Source organism: Pseudomonas sp. Irchel s3h17 (assembly GCF_900187505.1).
Taxonomy (GTDB): domain Bacteria; phylum Pseudomonadota; class Gammaproteobacteria; order Pseudomonadales; family Pseudomonadaceae; genus Aquipseudomonas.
The window spans coordinates 197,098-218,113 of sequence record NZ_FYDL01000010.1 but is presented as its reverse complement, the minus strand read 5'-3'; the positions used below and the strand labels follow the sequence as shown (position 1 = coordinate 218,113).

Annotated in this window: 21 protein-coding genes; 6 read left to right on the top strand and 15 right to left on the bottom strand. The window is 59.9% G+C overall.

All coding sequences use genetic code 11. From position 1 onward, the window contains the following. Positions 1–67 precede the first annotated feature (67 nt). The 5 genes from fkpB to murJ form a co-directional block, all read right to left on the bottom strand. Positions 68–505, bottom strand: coding sequence for an FKBP-type peptidyl-prolyl cis-trans isomerase (gene fkpB, locus CKW25_RS16740; protein WP_172736552.1), 438 nt, complete (start codon positions 503–505; stop codon positions 68–70). Positions 506–512: 7 nt separating this feature from the next. Continuing rightward, positions 513–1,025: a signal peptidase II gene (gene lspA, locus CKW25_RS16735; protein WP_095080758.1), complete on the bottom strand. Its 513-nt coding sequence runs from the start codon at positions 1,023–1,025 to the stop codon at positions 513–515. Beyond that, on the bottom strand, positions 1,018–3,849 hold the full coding sequence (gene ileS, locus CKW25_RS16730) for an isoleucine--tRNA ligase (RefSeq protein WP_095080752.1): 2,832 nt from the start codon (positions 3,847–3,849) through the stop codon (positions 1,018–1,020). The genes lspA and ileS overlap by 8 nt, the downstream gene beginning before the upstream one ends. A gap of 13 nt (positions 3,850–3,862) precedes the next feature. After that, positions 3,863–4,801: a bifunctional riboflavin kinase/FAD synthetase gene (gene ribF / locus CKW25_RS16725; protein ID WP_172736541.1), complete on the bottom strand. Its 939-nt coding sequence runs from the start codon at positions 4,799–4,801 to the stop codon at positions 3,863–3,865. 129 nt (positions 4,802–4,930) lie between these two features. Beyond that, the gene (gene murJ, locus CKW25_RS16720; RefSeq protein WP_095080742.1) at positions 4,931–6,469 is read right to left on the bottom strand and encodes a murein biosynthesis integral membrane protein MurJ; all 1,539 of its coding nucleotides are present in this window, start codon (positions 6,467–6,469) and stop codon (positions 4,931–4,933) included. A 252-nt stretch (positions 6,470–6,721) separates the two neighbouring features. On the opposite strand from murJ, the gene rpsT reads away from it, so the two are divergent. Further along, positions 6,722–7,000: a 30S ribosomal protein S20 gene (gene rpsT / locus CKW25_RS16715; RefSeq protein WP_007901883.1), complete on the top strand. Its 279-nt coding sequence runs from the start codon at positions 6,722–6,724 to the stop codon at positions 6,998–7,000. A 123-nt stretch (positions 7,001–7,123) separates the two neighbouring features. On the opposite strand, the gene CKW25_RS16710 is transcribed toward rpsT, so the two are convergent. From CKW25_RS16710 to rplU, 5 genes are all read right to left on the bottom strand, one after another. Next, entirely contained in the window at positions 7,124–7,588 is a 465-nt protein-coding gene (locus CKW25_RS16710; RefSeq protein WP_095080740.1) for a CreA family protein, read from the bottom strand. A gap of 11 nt (positions 7,589–7,599) precedes the next feature. Then, on the bottom strand, positions 7,600–8,718 hold the full coding sequence (gene proB, locus CKW25_RS16705; protein WP_095080738.1) for a glutamate 5-kinase: 1,119 nt from the start codon (positions 8,716–8,718) through the stop codon (positions 7,600–7,602). A 123-nt stretch (positions 8,719–8,841) separates the two neighbouring features. Beyond that, a complete protein-coding gene (cgtA, locus tag CKW25_RS16700; RefSeq protein ID WP_095080736.1) occupies positions 8,842–10,065 on the bottom strand; it encodes an Obg family GTPase CgtA in 1,224 nt (407 codons plus the stop codon). Between the two features lie 194 nt (positions 10,066–10,259). Next, on the bottom strand, positions 10,260–10,535 hold the full coding sequence (rpmA, locus tag CKW25_RS16695) for a 50S ribosomal protein L27 (RefSeq protein WP_093419745.1): 276 nt from the start codon (positions 10,533–10,535) through the stop codon (positions 10,260–10,262). Positions 10,536–10,570: 35 nt separating this feature from the next. Then, a complete protein-coding gene (gene rplU / locus CKW25_RS16690; RefSeq protein WP_003176051.1) occupies positions 10,571–10,885 on the bottom strand; it encodes a 50S ribosomal protein L21 in 315 nt (104 codons plus the stop codon). A 378-nt stretch (positions 10,886–11,263) separates the two neighbouring features. Here rplU and CKW25_RS16685 point away from each other — a divergent pair, with 378 nt between their 5' ends. The 3 genes from CKW25_RS16685 (at position 11,264) to CKW25_RS16675 (ending at position 13,205) form a co-directional block, all read left to right on the top strand. Then, positions 11,264–12,232 (top strand): polyprenyl synthetase family protein, encoded by a 969-nt coding sequence (locus CKW25_RS16685; RefSeq protein ID WP_095080734.1) that lies wholly within the window; start codon positions 11,264–11,266, stop codon positions 12,230–12,232. Between the two features lie 180 nt (positions 12,233–12,412). Next, positions 12,413–12,754, top strand: coding sequence for a zinc ribbon domain-containing protein YjdM (locus CKW25_RS16680; RefSeq protein WP_027617845.1), 342 nt, complete (start codon positions 12,413–12,415; stop codon positions 12,752–12,754). 193 nt (positions 12,755–12,947) lie between these two features. Next, entirely contained in the window at positions 12,948–13,205 is a 258-nt protein-coding gene (locus CKW25_RS16675) for a hypothetical protein (RefSeq protein ID WP_095080883.1), read from the top strand. A gap of 147 nt (positions 13,206–13,352) precedes the next feature. On the opposite strand, the gene CKW25_RS16670 is transcribed toward CKW25_RS16675, so the two are convergent. From CKW25_RS16670 to CKW25_RS16660, 3 genes are all read right to left on the bottom strand, one after another. After that, the gene (locus CKW25_RS16670) at positions 13,353–13,970 is read right to left on the bottom strand and encodes an FKBP-type peptidyl-prolyl cis-trans isomerase (RefSeq protein WP_095080732.1); all 618 of its coding nucleotides are present in this window, start codon (positions 13,968–13,970) and stop codon (positions 13,353–13,355) included. Between the two features lie 161 nt (positions 13,971–14,131). Then, positions 14,132–14,419: a DUF6482 family protein gene (locus CKW25_RS16665; RefSeq protein ID WP_095080730.1), complete on the bottom strand. Its 288-nt coding sequence runs from the start codon at positions 14,417–14,419 to the stop codon at positions 14,132–14,134. A gap of 135 nt (positions 14,420–14,554) precedes the next feature. Then, positions 14,555–15,043, bottom strand: a complete 489-nt coding sequence (locus CKW25_RS16660) for a TIGR00645 family protein (RefSeq protein ID WP_095080728.1) — start codon at positions 15,041–15,043, stop codon at positions 14,555–14,557. 160 nt (positions 15,044–15,203) lie between these two features. Between CKW25_RS16660 and CKW25_RS16655 the strand changes: the two genes are divergently transcribed. Beyond that, on the top strand, positions 15,204–17,033 hold the full coding sequence (locus CKW25_RS16655) for a hypothetical protein (RefSeq protein ID WP_095080726.1): 1,830 nt from the start codon (positions 15,204–15,206) through the stop codon (positions 17,031–17,033). 4 nt (positions 17,034–17,037) lie between these two features. Here the strand turns inward: CKW25_RS16655 and CKW25_RS16650 are convergent, their stop codons facing one another. Further along, entirely contained in the window at positions 17,038–17,379 is a 342-nt protein-coding gene (locus CKW25_RS16650; RefSeq protein WP_095080723.1) for a hypothetical protein, read from the bottom strand. A gap of 375 nt (positions 17,380–17,754) precedes the next feature. Beyond that, positions 17,755–20,193, bottom strand: coding sequence for a Lon protease family protein (locus CKW25_RS16645; protein ID WP_095080721.1), 2,439 nt, complete (start codon positions 20,191–20,193; stop codon positions 17,755–17,757). A gap of 280 nt (positions 20,194–20,473) precedes the next feature. Here CKW25_RS16645 and CKW25_RS16640 point away from each other — a divergent pair, with 280 nt between their 5' ends. Further along, a complete protein-coding gene (locus CKW25_RS16640; RefSeq protein ID WP_095080720.1) occupies positions 20,474–20,962 on the top strand; it encodes a DUF3015 domain-containing protein in 489 nt (162 codons plus the stop codon). Positions 20,963–21,016 lie beyond the last annotated feature (54 nt).

Genomic DNA, 21,016 nt, shown 5'->3' with positions numbered 1-21,016 from the left:
GATATACGCGTCATCGTTAACGATCATCGCGAGCAAGCTCGCTCCTACAAAAGGCCGGCTTAGTCGGTTAGAGCGCCTTGACGTCGATGATCTCAACGTCAAAGGTCAAGGTCTTGCCGGACAACGGGTGGTTGAAGTCGATGGTCACTTGCGCGTCATCGAACTCCTTCACCACACCTGGCAGCTCGGTGTTCGCCGCATCGTTGAAGATCACCAGCAAGCCCGGGGACAGCTCCATGTCCTGGAACTGCGAACGCGGGATGATCTGTACGTTTTGCGGGTTGGGCTGGCCAAAGGCGTTTTCCGGCCCGATGGTCAGTGTACGCTTGTCGCCGGCCTTGAAGCCGAACAGCGCCGCTTCGAAACCTGGCAACAGGTTGCCATCACCGACCTTGAAGGTCGCCGGGGCCTTGTCGAAGGTGCTGTCGACCGTGTCGCCGTTCTCCAGGCGCAATGCAAAGTGCAATGTGACTTCCGTGTTCTGACCGATGCGTTGCTCAGCCAATACCTGTTCAGTCATGAACGGTTTCTCCGGTTTTCTTGCTTTTGAACATATCCAGCGCGAGCATCACCGCGCCGACACTGATGGCGCTGTCGGCAAAGTTGAACGCCGGGAAATACCAGCGGTTCTGCCAATGCACCAGAATGAAGTCGATCACATGGCCCAGGGCAATGCGGTCGTAAAGATTACCCAGCGCGCCACCCAGCACCAGTGCCAGGGCGACGGCCAGCCAGGTCTCATTGCGCCCCAGGCGCTTGAGCCAGACCACCAGCACCGCACTGACCCCGATGGCGATCAGGGCGAACAACCAGCGCTGCCAGCCAGAGCTGTCAGCCAGGAAGCTGAAGGCCGCGCCCGTGTTGTAGGCCAGGGTCCAGCTGAAGTAATCGGGGATCACCACGATTTGCTGGTACAGGGTCAGCGAGCTTTCGAAGTAGAACTTGCTGGCCTGGTCGATGACCAGGACCAGCAGGCTCAACCAAAGCCAGCCCAGTCGTCCGAAACGACCCGCTGCATTAGGCATAGTGACGAACCTCGCCAGCGCCGCTGATGTTGTCGACGCAACGACCGCAGATTTCCGGATGCTCAGGGTTCACGCCGACGTCTTCACGGCAGTGCCAGCAACGGGCGCACTTGGCATGGCTCGACTTGACCACTTTGAGCTTGAGGCCGCTGACTTCGGTGACCACTGCGTCGGCCGGCGCCTGCACGAACGGTGCAACACTGGCGGTGGAGGTGATCAGGACGAAGCGCAGTTCGTTGCTCAGCTTGGCCAGGTCGTCGCTCAGTGCGTCTTCGGCAAACAGCGTCACTTCGGCTTGCAGGTTGCCACCGACGGCCTTGGCCGCACGCTGGATTTCCATTTCCTTGTTGACCGCGACCTTGACCGCCATGATCCGGTCCCAGTACGCGCGACCCAACTCGAAGCCTTCCGGCAGTTCGGTCAGACCTTCGTACCAGGTATTGAGCATCACCGATTCGTTGCGCTCGCCTGGCAGGTACTGCCACAGCTCGTCGGCGGTGAAGGCCAGGATCGGCGCGATCCAGCGCACCAGCGCCTCGGAGATGTGGAACAGCGCGGTTTGCGCCGAACGACGGGCCTTGCTGTTGGCGCCCGTGGTGTACTGGCGGTCCTTGATGATGTCCAGGTAGAAACCGCCCAGCTCCTGCACACAGAAGTTGTGCACCTTGGAGTAGACGTTCCAGAAGCGGTACTCGCCATAATGCTCTTGCAGCTCGCGTTGCAGCAGCAAGGTACGGTCCACGGCCCAACGGTCCAGCGCGAGCATTTCTTCTGCCGGCAGGATGTCGGTGGCCGGGTTGAAACCGGTCAGGTTGGACAGCAGGAAGCGCGCGGTGTTACGGATACGCCGGTAGGCGTCCGCACTGCGTTGCAGGATCTGGTCGGAAACCGCTATTTCGCCCGAGTAGTCGGTGGACGCGACCCACAGGCGCATGATGTCGGCGCCCAGGGTGTCGTTGACCTTTTGCGGCGCGATGACGTTGCCCAGGGACTTGGACATCTTGCGGCCCGCTTCGTCGACGGTGAAACCGTGGGTCAGCAGCTCGCGGTACGGCGCGTGGTTATCGATGGCGCAACCGGTCAGCAAGGACGAGTGGAACCAGCCACGGTGCTGGTCCGAACCTTCCAGGTACAGGTCGGCACGCGGGCCGGCTTCATGGCCCATCGGGTGCGAACCGCGCAGGACGTGCCAGTGCGTGGTGCCCGAGTCGAACCAGACGTCCAGGGTGTCGCTGATCTTGTCGTACTGTGGCGCTTCATCGCCCAGCAGCTCGGCGGCGTCCATCTTGAACCAGGCTTCGATGCCTTCGGCTTCGACACGCTTGGCCACTTCTTCCATCAGCTCGACGGTGCGCGGGTGCAGCTCGCCGCTTTCCTTGTTCAGGAAGAACGGGATCGGCACGCCCCAGTTGCGTTGACGGGAGATGCACCAGTCCGGACGGTTGGCGATCATCGAGTGCAGGCGCGCCTGGCCCCAGGCCGGCACGAACTGGGTGTCTTCGATGGCTTTGATCGCACGTTTGCGCAGGGTGTCGCCCTCGACAGGCTCTTTGTCCATGCCGATGAACCACTGCGCGGTGGCGCGGTAGACCAGCGGGCTCTTGTGGCGCCAGCAGTGCATGTAGCTGTGTTCGATGATGCTGGTGTGCAGCAGCGCGCCGACTTCCGACAGCTTGTCGACGATGGCCGGGTTGGCTTTCCAGATGAACTGGCCACCGAAGAACGCAAGCGTAGGCACGTAAACGCCGTTGCTTTGCACCGGGTTCAGGATGTCATCGTTGACCATGCCATAGTGCTTGCAGGTCACGAAGTCGTCGACGCCATAGGCGGGCGCGGAGTGAACCACGCCAGTGCCGGCGCCCAGCTCAACGTACTCGGCCAGGTAAACCGGCGACAGGCGGTCGTAGAACGGGTGACGGAAATTGATCAGTTCCAGCGCCGCACCGGTGGCGGTGGCGATGACCGAACCTTCCAGGTTGTAGCGCGCCAGGCAGGACTCGACCAGCTCTTCAGCCAGCACCAGCAGCTTGTCGCCGACGTCGACCAGGGCGTAGTTGAACTCGGGGTGAACGTTCAGCGCCTGGTTGGCCGGGATGGTCCACGGGGTGGTGGTCCAGATCACGATCGAAGCCGGCTTGCCCAGGGACGGCAGGCCGAACGCGGCCGCCAGCTTGGCTTCATCGGCGATAGGGAACGCGACGTCGATGGTCGAGGACTTCTTGTTCTCGTACTCGACTTCCGCTTCCGCCAGGGCCGAACCGCAGTCGAAGCACCAGTTCACAGGCTTGAGGCCCTTGAACACAAAACCACCCTTGACGATTTCAGCCAGGGCACGGATTTCACCGGCCTCGTTCTTGAAATCCATGGTCTTGTACGGGTTGGCGAAGTCGCCCAGCACACCCAGGCGGATGAACTCGGACTTCTGGCCTTCGATCTGCTCGGTGGCGTAGGTACGGCACAGCTCACGGGTTTTATCCGCGGTGAGGTTCTTGCCGTGGGTCACTTCGACCTTGTGCTCGATCGGCAGGCCGTGGCAGTCCCAGCCCGGAACATAAGGCGCGTCGAAACCCGACAGGGTTTTCGAGCGGATGATCATGTCCTTGAGGATCTTGTTGAGCGCGTGACCGATATGAATGGTGCCGTTGGCGTACGGAGGACCGTCGTGCAGAACGAACTTTGGACGATCCTTACCAATCTCACGCAACTTCTGGTACAGGCCAATGCTGTCCCAGCGCTGCAGAATCTGCGGTTCGCGCTGAGGCAGGCCGGCCTTCATTGGGAAGGCGGTGTCCGGAAGGTTTAGCGTGGCTTTATAGTCGGTCATTTAAGGCTCTTCATTAGCGATGGGCGCTAGGTGCGGCATAGGCACGGGCGGCGGCGACATCCGCATTGATCGCCGTCTTAAGCGCCTCCAGAGAGGCGAAACGCTGCTCTTCACGCAGCTTTTGGTGGAAAACCACCGTCAAACGCCGGTCATACAGATCGCCGGCAAAATCTAGAACATGAATTTCCAGGTGGGCTTTGCCATCACCTGCGACCGTTGGCCGAACGCCGATATTGGCGACACCCGGCCAGGTCTTGCCGTCGATGTCGACGCTGACCAGGTAGACCCCGGACAGTGGCACACGACGACGCTTGAGTTGCACATTGGCCGTCGGCGTACCCAGTTGGCGCGCCAGCTTCTGCCCATGCAAGACCCGCCCGGCAATCCGGAACGGACGACCGAGCAAGCGCTCGGCCAAGGCGAAATCAGCGGCCGCCAGGGCATTACGCACCTGGGTACTGCTGACACGCAAACCCTCGAGTTCAACCGTCTGCGCGGCTTCAACCGTAAACCCGTGAACCTTCCCGGCCTGCTGCAGGAAATCGAAATCCCCTACCCGGTCACAGCCGAAACGGAAGTCGTCACCGACCTCAAGATGCTGCACGCCCAGGCCGTCGACCAGGATGGTCTCGACGAACCCGGCGGCGCTGAGCTTGCTCAACCGCTGGTTGAACGCCAGGCACAACACCCGGTCGACGCCTTCGTCAGCCAGCAACTGCAACTTGTCACGCAAGCGTGCCAGGCGGGCGGGCGCGGTGTCGGGCGCAAAGAACTCACGCGGCTGCGGCTCGAAAATCACCACGCAGCTGGGCACGCCCAACTCAAGCGCACGTTCGCGCAGCCGGCCCAGGATAGCCTGGTGGCCACGGTGAACACCGTCAAAGTTGCCAATAGTGGCGACGCAGCCCCGATGCTGGGGGCGCAGATTGTGGAGGCCTCGAACCAGCTGCATAACGCGCTTCTTGCTCATAAAGTGGTCGATTATAACCACACCCGGCGGCCGACGACAGGCAACACCGTAACCCAAAGTGATCGAACCGACAAAACCGCCACTTGAGCCGCCATTATTGAGCCAATGTCCTTAGCTCAACACCTTGCGATTGAAGTCCCGCAGGCGGAAACCCAACAGCGCCAGCATGCCGAAATACGCGACCACGCCGGCAACCACCAATGCCCCCAGGCGCAGGAAACGCTCCAGCATGCCGCCCTCGCCCCAGGAGGGCATGAAATACATCAGCCCCAGCAGCACCGCCGACATCACGCCCACGGCCAGCACCAGCTTGAGGCTGAACTTCCCCCAGCCCGGTTGCGGTTGATACATCTTCTGCTTGCGCAGTTGATAGAACAACAATCCCGCATTGAGGCAGGCGCCGAGACTGATGGCCAGCGCCAGGCCTGCGTGCTTCAGAGAACCGATCAGGGCCAGGTTGAACAACTGGGTGACCACCAGGGTGAAAATCGCGATTTTTACCGGCGTGCGGATGTTCTGTTGCGCATAAAAGCCCGGCGCCAGCACCTTGATCAGGATAATTGCGAGCAACCCCACCGAATAGGCCACCAGCGCGCGCTGAGTCATGGCGGCATCAAAGGCGCTGAACTGACCGTACTGGAACAGCGAAACGGTCAGCGGCTCGGCCAGGATCCCCAGCGCCAGGGCGCACGGCAATACCAGCACACAACACAGGCGCAGGCCCCAGTCGAGGATGCGCGAGTACTCGTGACGGTCCTTGTTGGCGTAGGTCTTGGCCAGGGTCGGCAGCAGAATGGTCCCCAGCGCCACCCCCAGCACACCGGATGGCAACTCCATCAAGCGATCGGCGTAGTACATCCAGGACACCGACCCCGCCACCAGGAACGAGGCAAAAATAGTATTGATGATCAATGAAATCTGACTGACCGAAACCCCGAGGATCGCCGGCAGCATTTGCTTCATGACCCGCCAGACGCCGCTGTCGCGCAGATTCAGGCGCGGCAGCACCAACATGCCGATTTTTTTCAGGTGCGGCAGCTGATAGAGCAACTGAGCCAGGCCACCGGCCAGTACCGCCCATCCGAGGGCCATGACCGGCGGATCGAAGTACGGCGTCAGGAACAGCGAAAAGATGATCATGGCGACGTTGAGCAGCGTCGGCACGAAGGCCGGTACCGAAAAACGGTTCCAGGTGTTGAGGATGGCCCCGGCCAGCGAGGACAGCGAGATCAGCAATATATAGGGAAACGTCACTCGCAACAGACTGGTGGTCAGCTCGAATTTTTCCGGAGTATCAACAAAACCGGGGGCTGTAGCCCAAATCACCCAAGGCGCGGCAACTATCCCAAGCACCGTGACCAGCGCCAGCACCAGTGTCAGCAAACCGGAAACGTAAGCAACGAAAGTCCGCGTCGCCTCCTCGCCTTGCTGGCTTTTGTACTCCGCCAGGATCGGTACGAACGCCTGGGAAAAAGCCCCCTCGGCAAAGATCCGCCGCAGCAGGTTGGGCAGCTTGAAGGCAATGAAAAAGGCGTCCGTGGCCATGCCGGCGCCGAATATACGGGCGATGAGGGTGTCACGGACAAACCCCAGGACCCGGGAAATCATCGTGATGGAGCTGACGGCAGCCAAGGATTTGAGCAGGTTCATTGAAGAGTTTTGTGCCTGTCGATAAACAGCAGGCGAACAATGCGCCTACTTATGCGATACTCCGCGCCGCAACAGCACAGAGCCAAAGCTCGCGAGTTTACAGGTCGTACGCCGGAATGAAATATCCCGGTGATTTATACCTACCACTTAGCGGAACGTCTCAACCGCCCTTGACAAGACTTCAACTCATCGGCATGATTCGCGGCCTATTTTGTTTGCTATTTCCCAAAAAGTCTTTCGAGGAGCTCGACGGTGGCCAACACACCTTCCGCCAAAAAACGTGCAAAACAGGCTGAGAAGCGTCGCAGCCACAACGCCAGCCTGCGTTCCATGGTTCGTACCTACATCAAGAATGTAGTTAAAGCCATCGACGCAAAAGACGCTGCTAAAGCGCAAGCCGCTTACGTTCTGGCCGTGCCTGTTATCGACCGTATGGCCGATAAAGGCATCATCCACAAGAACAAAGCCGCTCGCCATAAGAGCCGCCTGAATGGCCACGTCAAGGCCCTGAACGTTGCCGCTGCTGCCTAAGCGACACGCTCATTAAAAAACCGACCTCCGGGTCGGTTTTTTATTGCCTGCGATTCAGTGATCACAGCGCAAAAAAAATGTGGGGGCGAGCCTGGCCGCCCCCACATCAGGATCTTCGCTGACTTACTGAGCGTGCGCCCAAGGCAAAATCGGGATCGCCGTCACCGCATTCTGAGGACTGCCCTCGATCAAACGATCGCTGTAGACCAGATACACCAGGGTATTGCGCTTCTTGTCGAGGAAGCGCACCACCTGCATGGTCTTGAACACCAGGGAGGTACGCTCCTTGAACACCTCATCACCATCCTTGAGCTCACCCTTGAAGCTGATCGGCCCAACCTGGCGACAGGCGATAGACGCCTCGGCCCGGTCTTCCGCCAGCCCCAGCCCACCCTTCACCCCACCCGTCTTGGCGCGAGACAGGTAGCAGGTCACGCCATCCACCTTCGGATCATCGAACGCCTCGACGACGATACGGTCGTTTGGCCCGACAAACTTGAATACCGTCGACACCTGGCCAATTTCCTCCGCCGATGCCAGCAGTGGCATCGCCAGCAACAACCCCAGCAATCCTTTCGCCATGTGCATACGCATTTTCCTTAAACCAGAATCAGGTTATCGCGGTGAACCAGTTCAGGTTCCGCCATATACCCCAACAGTCCGACAATCGACTCGGACGACTGACCGATGATTTTTTGCGCCTCAAGCGCGCTGTAGTTGGCCAGGCCACGGGCAATCTCACGACCATCCGGCGCCACGCAAACCACCATCTCACCCCGACGAAAGCTACCCTGGACCAACTTTACGCCGACCGGCAGCAGGCTCTTGTTGCCCTGGGACAATGCCGCCACCGCCCCCTCGTCCAGCACCAGCGTGCCACGGGTCTGCAGATGCCCGGCCAGCCACTGCTTGCGCGCAGCCAGCATGCCGCGCTCAGGCGACAGCAAGGTACCAATGCGCTCACCCGCCCTCAGGCGATCGAGCACCCGCTCCAGGCGCCCACCCACGATGATGGTATGAGCCCCGGAACGCGCCGCCAGACGCGCCGCACGCAACTTGGTCTGCATGCCGCCACGCCCCAATGCGCCACCCGTACCGCCAGCCACCGCATCCAGCGCCGGATCATCGGCACGCGCCTCGTAAATCAGCTTGGCATCCGGATTGTTGCGCGGATCAGCGTCGAACATGCCGTCACGATCGGTGAGAATCACCAACAGATCAGCCTCGACCAGGTTGGCCACCAGCGCCGCCAGCGTGTCGTTGTCACCGAAACGAATTTCGTCAGTGACCACCGTATCGTTCTCGTTGATCACCGGAATGACCTTGAGCTCGACCAGCGCACGCAGGGTGCTACGCGCATTGAGGTAACGCTTGCGGTCGGACAAGTCGTCATGAGTCAGGAGAATCTGCGCCGTGTGCCGGCCATGCTCGGCAAAGCTCGATTCCCAGGCCTGCACCAACCCCATCTGTCCGATGGCGGCAGCCGCCTGCAGCTCATGCATCGCACTGGGTCGTGCGGTCCAGCCAAGGCGACTCATGCCCGCCGCCACCGCCCCGGAGGACACCAGCACCAGCTCGACACCCGCCTCATGCAGCGCAACCATTTGCTCAACCCAGACGCCCATTGCCGCGCGATCCAGACCCTTGCCGTCAGCCGTCAGCAAAGCGCTGCCGATCTTCACGACCCAACGCTGCGCACCTGTCACCTTGCTCCGCATGATCTTCAACCTTAGCTTGAGGACAGCACGACCCAGCGCTGCCCATAACGTTATTCGTGACTACCGATTTCCAGATACTAAAACGCCGCTCCAGGGAGCGGCGCTTAAGTTTATCGCAACGAATCAATCACGCACGTAAATGATTTCCGGACCATCTTCATCATCCACATCTTCTTCGTCCCAGTCATCGTCGCCGATGTCATGGACCGACTTCACGCCGCTGCGGCGCAGGGCACGCTGATCATCCAGCGCCTGCAACTGGGCCCGCGCTTCATCTTCGATGCGCTGGTCGAGGTCAGCCAACTCTTCCTTGTAGACAGGATCATTGGCCAGGCGATCAGCACGATCTTCCAGGTAACGCATGATGTCATGGCACAGACGCTCGGTGCCGTCTTTAGCGATAGCCGAGATCACGTAGACCGGACCGGTCCACTCCAGACGATCAACGATCTCCTTGACCCGCTCTTCGTGTTCTTCCTCGAGGATCTGGTCGCACTTGTTCAGCACCAGCCAGCGATCACGCTCAGCCAGGGACGGACTGAACTTGGTCAGCTCGCTGACGATCACTTCAGCCGCATCTGGAGCACTAGTATCATCCAGCGGCGCCATGTCGACGAGGTGCAACAACAGACGGGTACGCGACAAGTGCTTGAGGAAGCGAATCCCCAGGCCCGCGCCGTCGGAAGCCCCTTCGATCAGACCTGGAATGTCGGCGACCACAAAGCTCTTCCAGCGGTCGACACTGACCACGCCCAGGTTTGGCACCAGGGTGGTGAACGGGTAATCAGCCACTTTCGGCTTAGCGGCAGAAACCGAACGGATAAAGGTACTTTTACCGGCGTTCGGCAAGCCCAGCAGACCGACGTCGGCCAACACCTTCATTTCCAGCTTGAGGTCACGCTGCTCGCCCGGCTTGCCTGGTGTAGTCTGGCGCGGCGCGCGGTTGGTACTGGACTTGAATCGGGTGTTACCCAGACCGTGCCAGCCACCATGCGCCACCAACAGACGCTGACCCGCCTTGGTCAGGTCGCCAATGACTTCCTGGGTCGCCGAGTCAATCACCGTGGTGCCGACCGGAACCCGCAACACCAGCTCCTCACCCTTCTTGCCGGTGCAGTCGGTGCTGCCGCCGTTCGAGCCACGCTCGGCATCGAAGTGCCGGGTGTAACGGTAGTCGACCAAGGTGTTGAGGTTTTCGTCGGCGATCATGTAGACCGAACCGCCGTCACCCCCATCACCACCGTTAGGACCACCGTTTTCGATGAATTTTTCGCGACGGAAACTCATGCAGCCATTGCCGCCGTCGCCAGCTTTTACTCGAATCGATACTTCATCAACGAACTTCATAACAAAACGCCTCTCGCCATACGGACGAGCCGAAAAATACTAAGACATAAGACTCTTGCAAAAATGAGCGCAGCGACCTCAATCAACGACCGCAAATCCAGCGCTGGAGCCCATCACAAACAGCTTTGCAAGAGACTCACCCCACAAACGAAAAAGCCCCGTCGCAAGACAGGGCTTTTCCAGCAACTACGTAATTATGCCGCGACGACTGGAGTCTTCGGGACAATGCTCACGTAACGGCGGTTGAAAGCGCCTTTTACTTCGAACTTGATCACGCCGTCGATTTTCGCGAACAGAGTGTGATCTTTACCCATGCCAACGCCGTAGCCAGCGTGGAATTGGGTGCCGCGCTGACGCACGATGATGTTGCCCGGGATGATAACCTGGCCGCCATACATCTTCACGCCAAGGCGTTTGGCTTCTGAGTCGCGACCGTTACGGGTACTACCACCAGCTTTTTTGTGTGCCATGAGTTCAATTCTCCTAGTGAGGAATTAGGCTGAAATTAAGCCTGAATACCGGTGATTTTGATCTCGGTGTACCACTGGCGGTGGCCCATACGCTTCATGTGGTGCTTACGGCGACGGAACTTGATGATGCGGACTTTATCGTGACGACCTTGGGAGATCACTTCAGCCACAACGGTAGCGCCAGCAACAACTGGAGCGCCGATATTCACGTCGTCGCCATTGGCAACCAACAGAACGCGATCAAAAGTAACGGATTCGCCGGTAGCGATTTCCAGTTTTTCGATCTTCAGGTATTCACCTGGAGCAACTTTGTACTGCTTGCCACCAGTAACGATTACTGCATAAGACATGGTATTTCTCCGATAATCCTGCTCACCCAGCTCTTTATAAGAAGAGGTATTGGCTGGCATGGCTGCATAAGGCTGGAAGGCCCGATTGCAATTGCGTAAGGCAGGTGCTGCCCAGGAAGTTCAGGGTGCGCGATTGTACGCAAGGCGCAAGCACCTTGCAAGGGGCCCTCAGACGCTTTGAAAGCGTCGCGAGCGAAGGGAAGACAAGGAAAAAGCAGGCGAGGAAGCGGAGTTTACGAGTTGTAAATGAGCATTCCGAGCCTGCTTTTGACGTAGGATTACCGAGTGCAGCAGCTTTCATGGCGTCTGACCGCGCCTTGACACCTGCTGGCGTGGGTCCTAGCATGCCGCGCAACCCTTCTGGAGCAACTGTCGCTGATGCAACCCCAAGCTTTCTACCGCGCGGTGGCGGACGATTTTAACGCCGTCGACGGCATCATCAAGAAGCAGCTGACTTCCCGAGTGCCGCTGGTATCGAAAATCGGCGACTACATCACCTCGGCTGGCGGTAAACGCCTGCGTCCTCTATTAGTGCTGCTGTGCGGCAAGGCCCTGGGTCGCGAAGGCGACGACATGCGCCTGCTGGCGGCCACTATCGAGTTCCTGCACACCGCCACCCTGTTGCATGACGACGTGGTCGACATGTCCGGCATGCGCCGTGGACGCTCGACCGCCAACGCCATGTGGGGCAACGCGCCAAGCGTGCTGGTCGGTGATTTCCTGTACTCGCGCTCGTTCGAGATGATGGTCGAACTGGGCTCGATGCCGGTGATGAAGATCCTCTCGCAAGCCACGCGGATCATCGCCGAAGGCGAAGTGCTGCAGCTGTCCAAGGTGCGCGATGCCAGCACCACCGAAGAAACCTACATGGAAGTCATCCGCGGCAAAACCGCGATGCTCTTCGAGGCCTCGACCCACAGTGCTGCCGCCCTCGCGGGCGCGACAGTGGAACAGAGCGAAGCCTTGCGCACCTTCGGCGACCACCTGGGCGTAGCCTTCCAACTGGTCGACGACCTGCTCGACTACCGTGGCGATGCAGAAACCCTGGGCAAGAATGTCGGCGACGACCTGGCCGAAGGCAAGCCGACCCTGCCACTGATCTACACCATGCGCGAAGGCACGCCGGAACAGGCGGCACTGGTGCGCCAGGCGATCCAGAAAGGCGGCATCGAAGACCTGGAAAGCATCCGTGCTGCCGTGGAGGCTTCGGGCTCGCTGGACTACACCGCGCAACTGGCCCGCGACTATGTGGCCCGGGCGATTACCTGCCTCGAAACACTGCCTGCCAGTGAATACCGCGATGCATTGGTCGAATTGAGCGAGTTTGCGGTCGCCCGTACGCACTAAAAGCGGTCCCTTGTGGGGGCGGCGCTCCGACGAAGGCGGTGTGCCATTCAACGATGATGTTGGATGTTATGACCCCTTCGCGAGCAACCCCGCTCCCACAGGTCATCACCGTCGTGCCCTCTCCCGTGTAAAACCCTATACAATGTGCGCTTTTAGCGATCCTGAATCCAAGGAGCCTTAGTGAGCACGTTGCCACCCTGCCCAAAATGCAATTCCGAATACACCTACGAAGACGGCGCCCAGCTGATCTGCCCTGAGTGCGCCCACGAGTGGTCCGCCAATGGCGAAGCCGAAGCCGCGTCCGATGAAACCGTGAAAAAGGATTCGGTCGGCAATGTCCTGCAAGATGGCGACACCATCACCGTGATCAAGGACCTCAAGGTCAAAGGCACCTCGTTGGTGGTCAAGGTTGGCACCAAGGTCAAGAACATCCGCCTGTGCGATGGCGACCACGACATCGACTGCAAGATCGACGGCATTGGCCCGATGAAACTCAAGTCCGAGTTCGTCAGAAAGGTCTGAGCCCGCTGCATACCCTCCCGCGCCCCGCGTGGGAGGGTGCATTCCCCGCCCCCGTCCCGCCCAGTAGCAAAACGCCAGCCGTTTTGATCTTCAGCAATTCCCACGCAAAAAACAGCACAAACCGCCAATAGGCACTTGCTATTAATTGAATAAGAATTATTCTCATCAAACCATTAACAAGGAGATGAGCATCATGACTTACTTGATCGATGCCTGGCTGGACCGCCCGCACCCTTACCTCAGGATCCTGCATCGGGAGACTGGGGAAGTCTGCGCGGTACTTGAAGAAGAAGCCTTGAACGAGCTACAGGACCAGGGTGATCTGGACGTCAACGGCCTGAGTTCCAGCGAGCCGGTGGTACTCAAGGAACTGGTGCGCAATCTGTTCCTGTTTTGCTATGCCCGGGCGTTGCGCCCGACAAATGAGCTGAACAACAAGCTCGAGATATGAAGGCTGTATGCAAAATGTCGGAGCGAACCCTGTGGGAGCGGGCTTGCTCGCGAAAACGATCTGGCATCCAACATTGATGCTGCCTGACCTTCCGTCTTCGCGAGCAAGCCCGCTCCTACATTATCGAGCCCGCTCCACACTCAGGTCTTACAGAACGTCCAGCAGCTCGACGTCGAATACCAGAACGCTGTGCGGCGGGATGCTGCCAACGCCTTGAGCGCCGTAAGCCAGTTCGCTCGGCACGTACAGGCGCCATTTGCTACCGGCGTTCATCAGTTGCAGGGCTTCGGTCCAGCCAGCGATCACGCCGCCAACCGGGAACTCTGCAGGCTGGCCACGCTCGTAGGAGCTGTCGAACACAGTGCCGTCGATCAGGGTGCCGTGGTAGTGAGTACGCACGGTGTCTTCACGGGATGGCTTGGCGCCCTCACCGGCAGTCAGCACTTCGAATTGCAGGCCGGAAGCCAGGGTGGTGATGCCATCACGTGTGGCGTTTTCAGCCAGGAATGCCAGGCCAGCACCGGCCGCGGCTTCAGCCTTGGCAGCCGCTTCGGCTTGCATGACTTCACGGATAACCTTGAAGCTGGCCGACATGGCTTCCTGGCCAACACGGCTTTCCTTACCGGCGAATGCGTCGGTCAGACCGGCCAGGATCGCGTCCAGGTTAACGCCCGGTGGCGGGTTGTCGCGCAGCTGGTCGCCCAACTGACGGCCAATGCCGTAGCTGACGCGGGTTTCGTCGGTGGACAGATTTACTTCGGACATGACACTGCTCCGCTGTGCGGACGGCCCGAGACATCGCCGTGCGAGCACAGCGCATCCCGGAGCGCCCGGAACCAAAAGGGCGAGCAGACTAGCACAGATGCGATTGCCGTGATCAGGGGGGAAGCCCTGTCAGGCCACCCCCTACATACCCGGCCCAACGCCTAGAGCGGCACCTTCAGGCTCTCTTCCCCGCTGGAGCCCAGGCCGCACATCTCGTCATGCACCGAGGTATGGACCAGGTTGAACGGCAGGTCGGGAAAGGCGTGCAGCACCTCCCGCGCATGCTCCACCGAACGCAGGTGCATCACCTGGCCGTGTCGGTCTTCGACCACGTGAGCCGCTCCGTGCATTCGGGCTTCAAGCACGTAGATCCCGCCTTCCATGGAGATCAGGTTCAGCTCATCGACCTTCCGGGCGATGGCATAGGCGTTCAACTCCTGCAGATTCATGAGTGCACCCCGCGCAATGGCGACCCCGAGCCCTTACAGGGATATTCCCCGGCGCCGCAAAGCACAAGCCAGAAACGCCACCGCCCGTCCGTTTCTCAACGGCCGGGCGGCAAGGTGCTGCACAGGAGCGAACAATCAGTGCTTGGTCAGCTTGTCCAGATAACCCATGGCGAACGCGGAAATCACGAACGTCATATGGATGATCACGTACCACTTCAGGTGCTCGGGATCGACGTTCTTGGCGTCCATGAAGATACGCAGCAGGTGGATCGAGGAAATCGCCACGATGGAGGCCGCGACTTTCATCTTCAGCGAAGAAGAGTCCATCGTGCCCAGCCAGTTGAGCTTTTCCTTGGTTTCATCAATGTCGAGCTGGGACACGAAGTTTTCGTACCCGGAGATCATCACCATCACCAGCAGCCCCCCCACCAGCGCCATGTCGATCAGCGACAGCAGCACCAGGATCAGGTCGGACTCGGCCATCGTGAACACGTTGGGAATAACGTGAAAGACTTCCTGGAAGAACTTCAGGGCCAGGGCCAGCAAACCCAGGGACAGGCCGAAGTAGATCGGCGCCAGCAACCAGCGCGACGCGTACATTGTATTTTCGATAAAGCGTTCCATTGAATCTCACATCAGGGCTGGAAATGGCGGCGAGTATATCAGCCGCTCAAATCCCCATAAACCGCAGACAAATCCATAACCTGCGAGTGTGGCAAGGCGATTTTCTGCTAACGTCCAAAGCATCCGCACCGCTGCGTGGCGCCGTACAGGAAACCGGAAAATGGATTGGCGATTGCCCTCGACGACTATCGGCCTTTGCCTCGCGGTGCTGATGGGTGGCTGCTCGCCCAGCGCTGACACCCCACCGCAGAGCCTTGAGGACAAGACCGCGCAGTTCGAAAAGTCGCTGGACGCGATTCAGGACCCCAAGCTCAAGGATGCCGTGAGCCACCTCGGTAGCTCGCTGCTCCTGCTCGAACGTGCACAACAAGCGCTCGACAGCAAGCCAATCGAAACCGAATACGCCGAAGACACCCTGGCACCGCTCAGGCACTACTCCAGCCTGCAAGCGCTGGTCGACACCTACATCGATGGCCTGTTCGTACTGCGCAAGCATTCCAGCTCCGATTACCTGACCGACCTGCAACCGGTCTTTCCCTTCAGCTTCAACACGCCCGCCGGCCTCCCCCTGCCTTATCGCCTGGAATGGCAATCCGTCACGCTGAATAACAGGCAGGTCATCCCCTTCCGGCCCGAGTGGTCGGAAACCAACCCCGGCATTCAATTGAGCCCGTCCAGCGCCAACCTGACCGATCCGGATGTCCTGACTGTCGCTTACCCCTTTACCGAGGGGCTGAAGGTCGACAACAAGAACCAGCCGCAACCGCAGACGCTGCAGGGCAAGATCAAAGTCATCGCACCTCGCGAGGTGGTGACCTTCAACCTGACGAAAAAGGACATCGGGCAAACCCAAAGCGACGGCAACATCAGCCTCGTCTTGCGCACCCTGGACAAGCACTACGCCGAAATCGAGTTCTACAACCATGCCGCACTGGCCCTCGAAGTCAGGGGCATTTCGGTCAACCCGCTGATCGTCCAGGCCAAAGACCAGACCGGGCAATTTCTTTCCCGCGCCGGCTCAATCAATCAGGACCCCACGCAAATTGCCTTCTACCAGAAACAGCTCGCCAGGATGCAGCAGCAGACCGCCTGGAGCGATGCCCTGGAAAATCAGCTCAACGACGAGCTTCGCACCTTTGAGCAACAGCAAACACACCAGTACGCCAAAGTGTATTTCAACGGCCCGATCGACAGCCTGGACGTCCACATCGCGGACTTTTCAACCGTCACGGTCACCCGCAAGGACCTCGACTTGCCGGTACGTCGCCTTGAACGCACCACCACCGACAAAACCATCCAAAGCCTGAAACTTCCGGTCACGGTGTATGACGATCAAGTCGGCAGCTGGCTCAAAGGCGCCTCGCTGAATGAGGAGCAACTGAAAAAGAGTGTTCGTATCAGCCAGTCGGTGGAGGATGCCAGCGCTGCAAGCATCGAGTTTGACCACCCCAGAAGCTTCAACGACGAATTGCTCGGCAACGCCTTCAGCCCCGGCGATACACCCGTGACCTTCTTCACCGAGGATGAAAAAGGCAACCGCGGCAAACCTGTCGACCTGCCCCCCGAGGCCTTTGCCGTCGACCCGCTTCGGGCGACCATTACGTACGACCTGACGCTGTTCCCCCAACCCCCCGCCTACGTTGTCGGCTCGATGCCTCTGTTTCTCGCCATCATTGAAAAAAACAGCCTCGGCGCCGGCAAGCTGCCCAAAGGCCTGGCACTCAAGGGCAACGTTCTGGTGGTGGATCAGAAGCTGTTCCCCGCGCAAGACTGGCGCTTCTTCGCCAAGGACGCGAGCGGTCTCTACCTGAAGGAGATTCTGAAAATCCGCCATGACACCGGCCAGAAGGGCATCGCAGCGTTCGATGCGCACTATTTCTACGGCCAGCCGACCAGCCTGGAAACGTACCAGCGCACCGACCTTGAGACGGTCGAATATGGATTCGAAGTCAAACTCGACAAGCCCCCACCCCCAGCCCCTGCCGAGTAGCCGCCTAATGCTCGGGACGGAACTCGAAACCACTCGGGTTGCGGCAACGGCCACCGTTGATTTCCCGCAGTTGGGCCTGCAGGTGCAAGCACCAGATTTGCGGATCATCGGTCAACTGGTAACCATGCATGGTCAGGCTTTCAACGATGGTATCGAGGATGGATTCAGCCACGTACGGACCATGAAACGGGCCTTGGGCCTTGATTGCCGATGGTTGCTCACCAGCCATGCCGGCGGCAAACAATAAGGTCCACATGCCCGTATCCCCGGCAAGCGGGCGAATACTGCATTCGATACGGGTGACCAGGCCCAGGCACTGACGGGTGAGGCAGAGGTTGCGCGACATAGCGGCGACCCTCGGTAGATCCGGTGTTCAGCCTCCACGCGAAGGCTGGCTCGATCCAGTGATGACTGTCGATGTCCTTGAGCTGAGCATAGAAGAAAAGCGGAATCAGCAGGTTGACGGCGCCTGGAAGGCGCCGAATGGTCATTGGGTGTTTTATTGGCGCCACCTGGGTGGCAATCAGCGAACCTGTTGAGGCCTACAACAAACCCGTGGCGAGGGAGCTTGCTCCCGCTGGACCGCGAAGCGGTCCTAAAACGGGCAACGCGGATGTTCAGGCAACGCGCAGATACCCGTTTACGACTGCTTTGCCCGAGCGCGGACCGGTCGAGCGGGAGCAAGCTCCCTCGCCACTATGGCAACGCCATGTTTCTCGAATCAGGCCGGCTTGGCCGCCCTCAGGGCTTCGTGGGCCAGTTCCTTCTCGGCCTCTTTCAAGTCCTCTTCGCTGATCATCTCCGCAATCACCCGCAAGCGCTCCACCACCCGCGCGTTGACGCTGCCCTCGGGGAACTGGCCCTCTTCATCCGGATCACCGGCCGCTTCGCCCACCAGCAGGCTCAATGCCTCGTCGGCCTGACGCACCGCATAGACATGGAACAAACCGGCACGGACGGCCGCCAGCACCCGCTCATCGAGCATCAGCGTGGCCACGTTGGCCTGGGGAATGATCGCGCCCTGCTCGCCAGTCAAGCCGCGCGCCTCACAGAGCCGGAAGAAGCCTTCGATCTTCTCGTTGACCCCACCCACCGCCTGCACTTCACCGAACTGGTTGATCGAGCCGGTGATGGCAAAGCATTGCTTGAGCGGGGTTTTCGACAAGGCCGAAATCAGCGTGCAGGCCTCGCCCAGGGACGCGCTGTCGCCGTCGACATAACCGTAGGACTGCTCCAGCGCGATACTCGCCGAGATCGCCAAGGGGAATTCCTGGGCATAACGGCTGCCCAGATACCCGGTGAGAATCATCACCCCCTTGGAGTGAATCGGCTGGCCGAGGTTGACCTCTCGCTCGATGTCGACAATACCGCTGCCCCCCGGGTAGACCGTGGCGGAGATCCGCGCCGGTATACCGAAGGCCGAGTCACCGACTTCCAGCACGGTCAGGCCGTTACACTTGCCCACCGCTGCACCATCGGTGTCGATCAGGATGATTCCGGCCAGCATGTCATCGAGAATCCGCGCCGACACACGCCCGGTACGGGTGGCCTTGGCCTTGAGCGCACGCTCGATGTGCCCGGCGTCGGTCATCTCGTCAGCCGCCAGGTGACGAATGAAGTCCGCCTCGCTGACCAACTGGAACAGATCACCAATACGTGCCGACAAACGCCCCTGGTGTTCGGCCAGGCGCGCACTGTAAGTCGCCAGACGCGCGACCGCATCGGCCGTCAGCGGCGCCATGCCCTCTTCCGAGGTGCGGGTCTTGAGCAGCTGGGCGAACTGCTCCAGGCTCTCGTCGACCAACGGGATGTCTTCGTCGAAGTCCACCAGCACCCGGAACATCTCCTGGAAGTCCGGATCCAGGTCCTGCAGCGTGTAATACAACTGGCGCGCACCGATGATGACGACCTTGACCTGCAACGGGATATGTTGCGGCGACAGGGTCACCGTGGCCAGCCGGCCCAGCTCGCCCAGCGGCGACTCCATTTTCAGTTTGCGTGACTGCAGGGCCCGCTTCAGCGCATCCCAGACAAAGGGCTCGCTGAGCATCTTTTCAGCTTCGAGAATCAGGAAGCCGCCGTTGGCGCGGTGCAGTGCGCCCGGGCGCAATTGCCGATAGGTGGTATACAGCGCGCCTTGATCGGTGCTGTATTCGATGCGGCCGAACAGGTTGTCGTAGGTAGGATGCGGCTCGAACACCACCGGTGCGCCACCGCTGAACGGATGACCCACCACCAGGCTAGGGCCGTATTGCTCCTCCAGCAGTTTGCGCGCGACCGCATCGGTCTTGCTGTCATCGACCAATTGCTCGACGACTGTCTTGAGCAGGTACACCTGCATCGCTTGCAGGTAACCGCACACCGCCGCGTTTTCCGCGTACTTTTCCGACAGAGGCGAAAGCAACGGCTGCAGGGCCAGGGTGATGGTCTCTTCGTTGAGCTGGCGCAACTGGTTGCTCGACTCGCGCTTCCACTGCGGCAAACTGGCCAGTTCTTCGTTCAGACGCTCTTCCAGGACGGAAATGTCTTCATGAAAGCGCTCGCGAACGGCTTCCGGCAGTTGGGCGAATTCCGCCTCGTCCAGCGCCTTGCCTTCACTCATCGGGGTAAAGGCAATGTTGCTGCTGTCACGGTACAGCGCGACTTCCTTTTCCAGTGCCAGGCGCTCGATCACATCCAGGGCGCGGTCGTAGCGCTGGTTGAAGGTCCGGTCGATGGCGCTTTTCTTTTGTTGGTAGGACGGGTGCTCGAAGACTGCCGGAAAGGTCGCCAGCAGGTTGTCGATCAAGCCATTGATGTCCGCAATAAACGCACCCGCCGTGCCTGATGGCAACTCCAGCGCCCGGGGCTCGCGCGGCTCATCGAAATTGTTGACGTAGACCCAGTCCGCCGGGGTCTGCAGGCGCTTGCCTTCGGCCTTGAGGTAGCGTTTGACGAACGAGAAGCGACCAGTGCCTGGCTCGCCCATGACAAACACGTTGTAACCGGGGCGGGGCATGGCCACACCGAACTGCAAGGCTTCGACCGCACGTTCCTGGCCGAGCACACCGCGAAAAGGCTCCAGCTCATTGGTGGTAGAGAAGCTGAACTGTTCAGCGGAAAACGGACGAGTCAGCGCTTCAGGCGCTAGACGCAAACTGGCAGCAACAGGATCAGGCATCGGGCTTCCTTACTTCAGGCGGGGCAGTTGAGGCATTCTGGCGCTGCCCGCACCAGACTGGCAAGGCGCGCCTTGGCTAAAAGCATCGCCAAGCGCCGCCGCCCCCAGCGCAGCGGGGGTCAAATCAATGGTTATGCAGGAGAGTCATGCAAAACTACACAGATCCGGCGGATCGTGCCTAAACTCCACCCTGCGCGGCTGGACTAATAACCGGCCCACTGATGCCAATTTGGCCTCAGAACTCCTGTCCATTGGTACGCACATAAAAGAGAACACAGCTATGAAACGGATTCTTCTTGGTACTCTCTTCACCGTTGCATCCCTCAACGCCATGGCCCAGGCGCCAGGCGGACCGGATTGCGGTTGGGGCAACATGCTGTTCGAAGGTCAGCGTGGCACCCCGGCGCACTTCCTGGCGTCCACCACCAACGGCACCTCCGGCAACGCCACCTTCGGCATGACCTCGGGCACCAACGGCTGCGCCACCAACGCTGCACTGACCTATGGCGGCAAGTCCTGGGTCGCCATGAACGGCATGATGAACGAGCTCTCCGAAGACATGGCCAAGGGCCAGGGCGAAGCGCTGACTACCTACGCGGTGGTCCTGGGCGTCGCACCAGAAGACCGTGCACATTTCGCTGCCGTCACTCACGAGCACTTCCAGCAGATCTTCAGCAAAGCTGACGTGACCGCTGACGATGTGCATACCAACACCCTGGCTGTGCTCAAGGGCGACGCCCGCCTGGCCAAATACGCGACCCCTGCTTAAGCTCGACCTCGCCCGCTCCGTCACCGGAGCGGGCTTTATTTTTTGGACCTGACT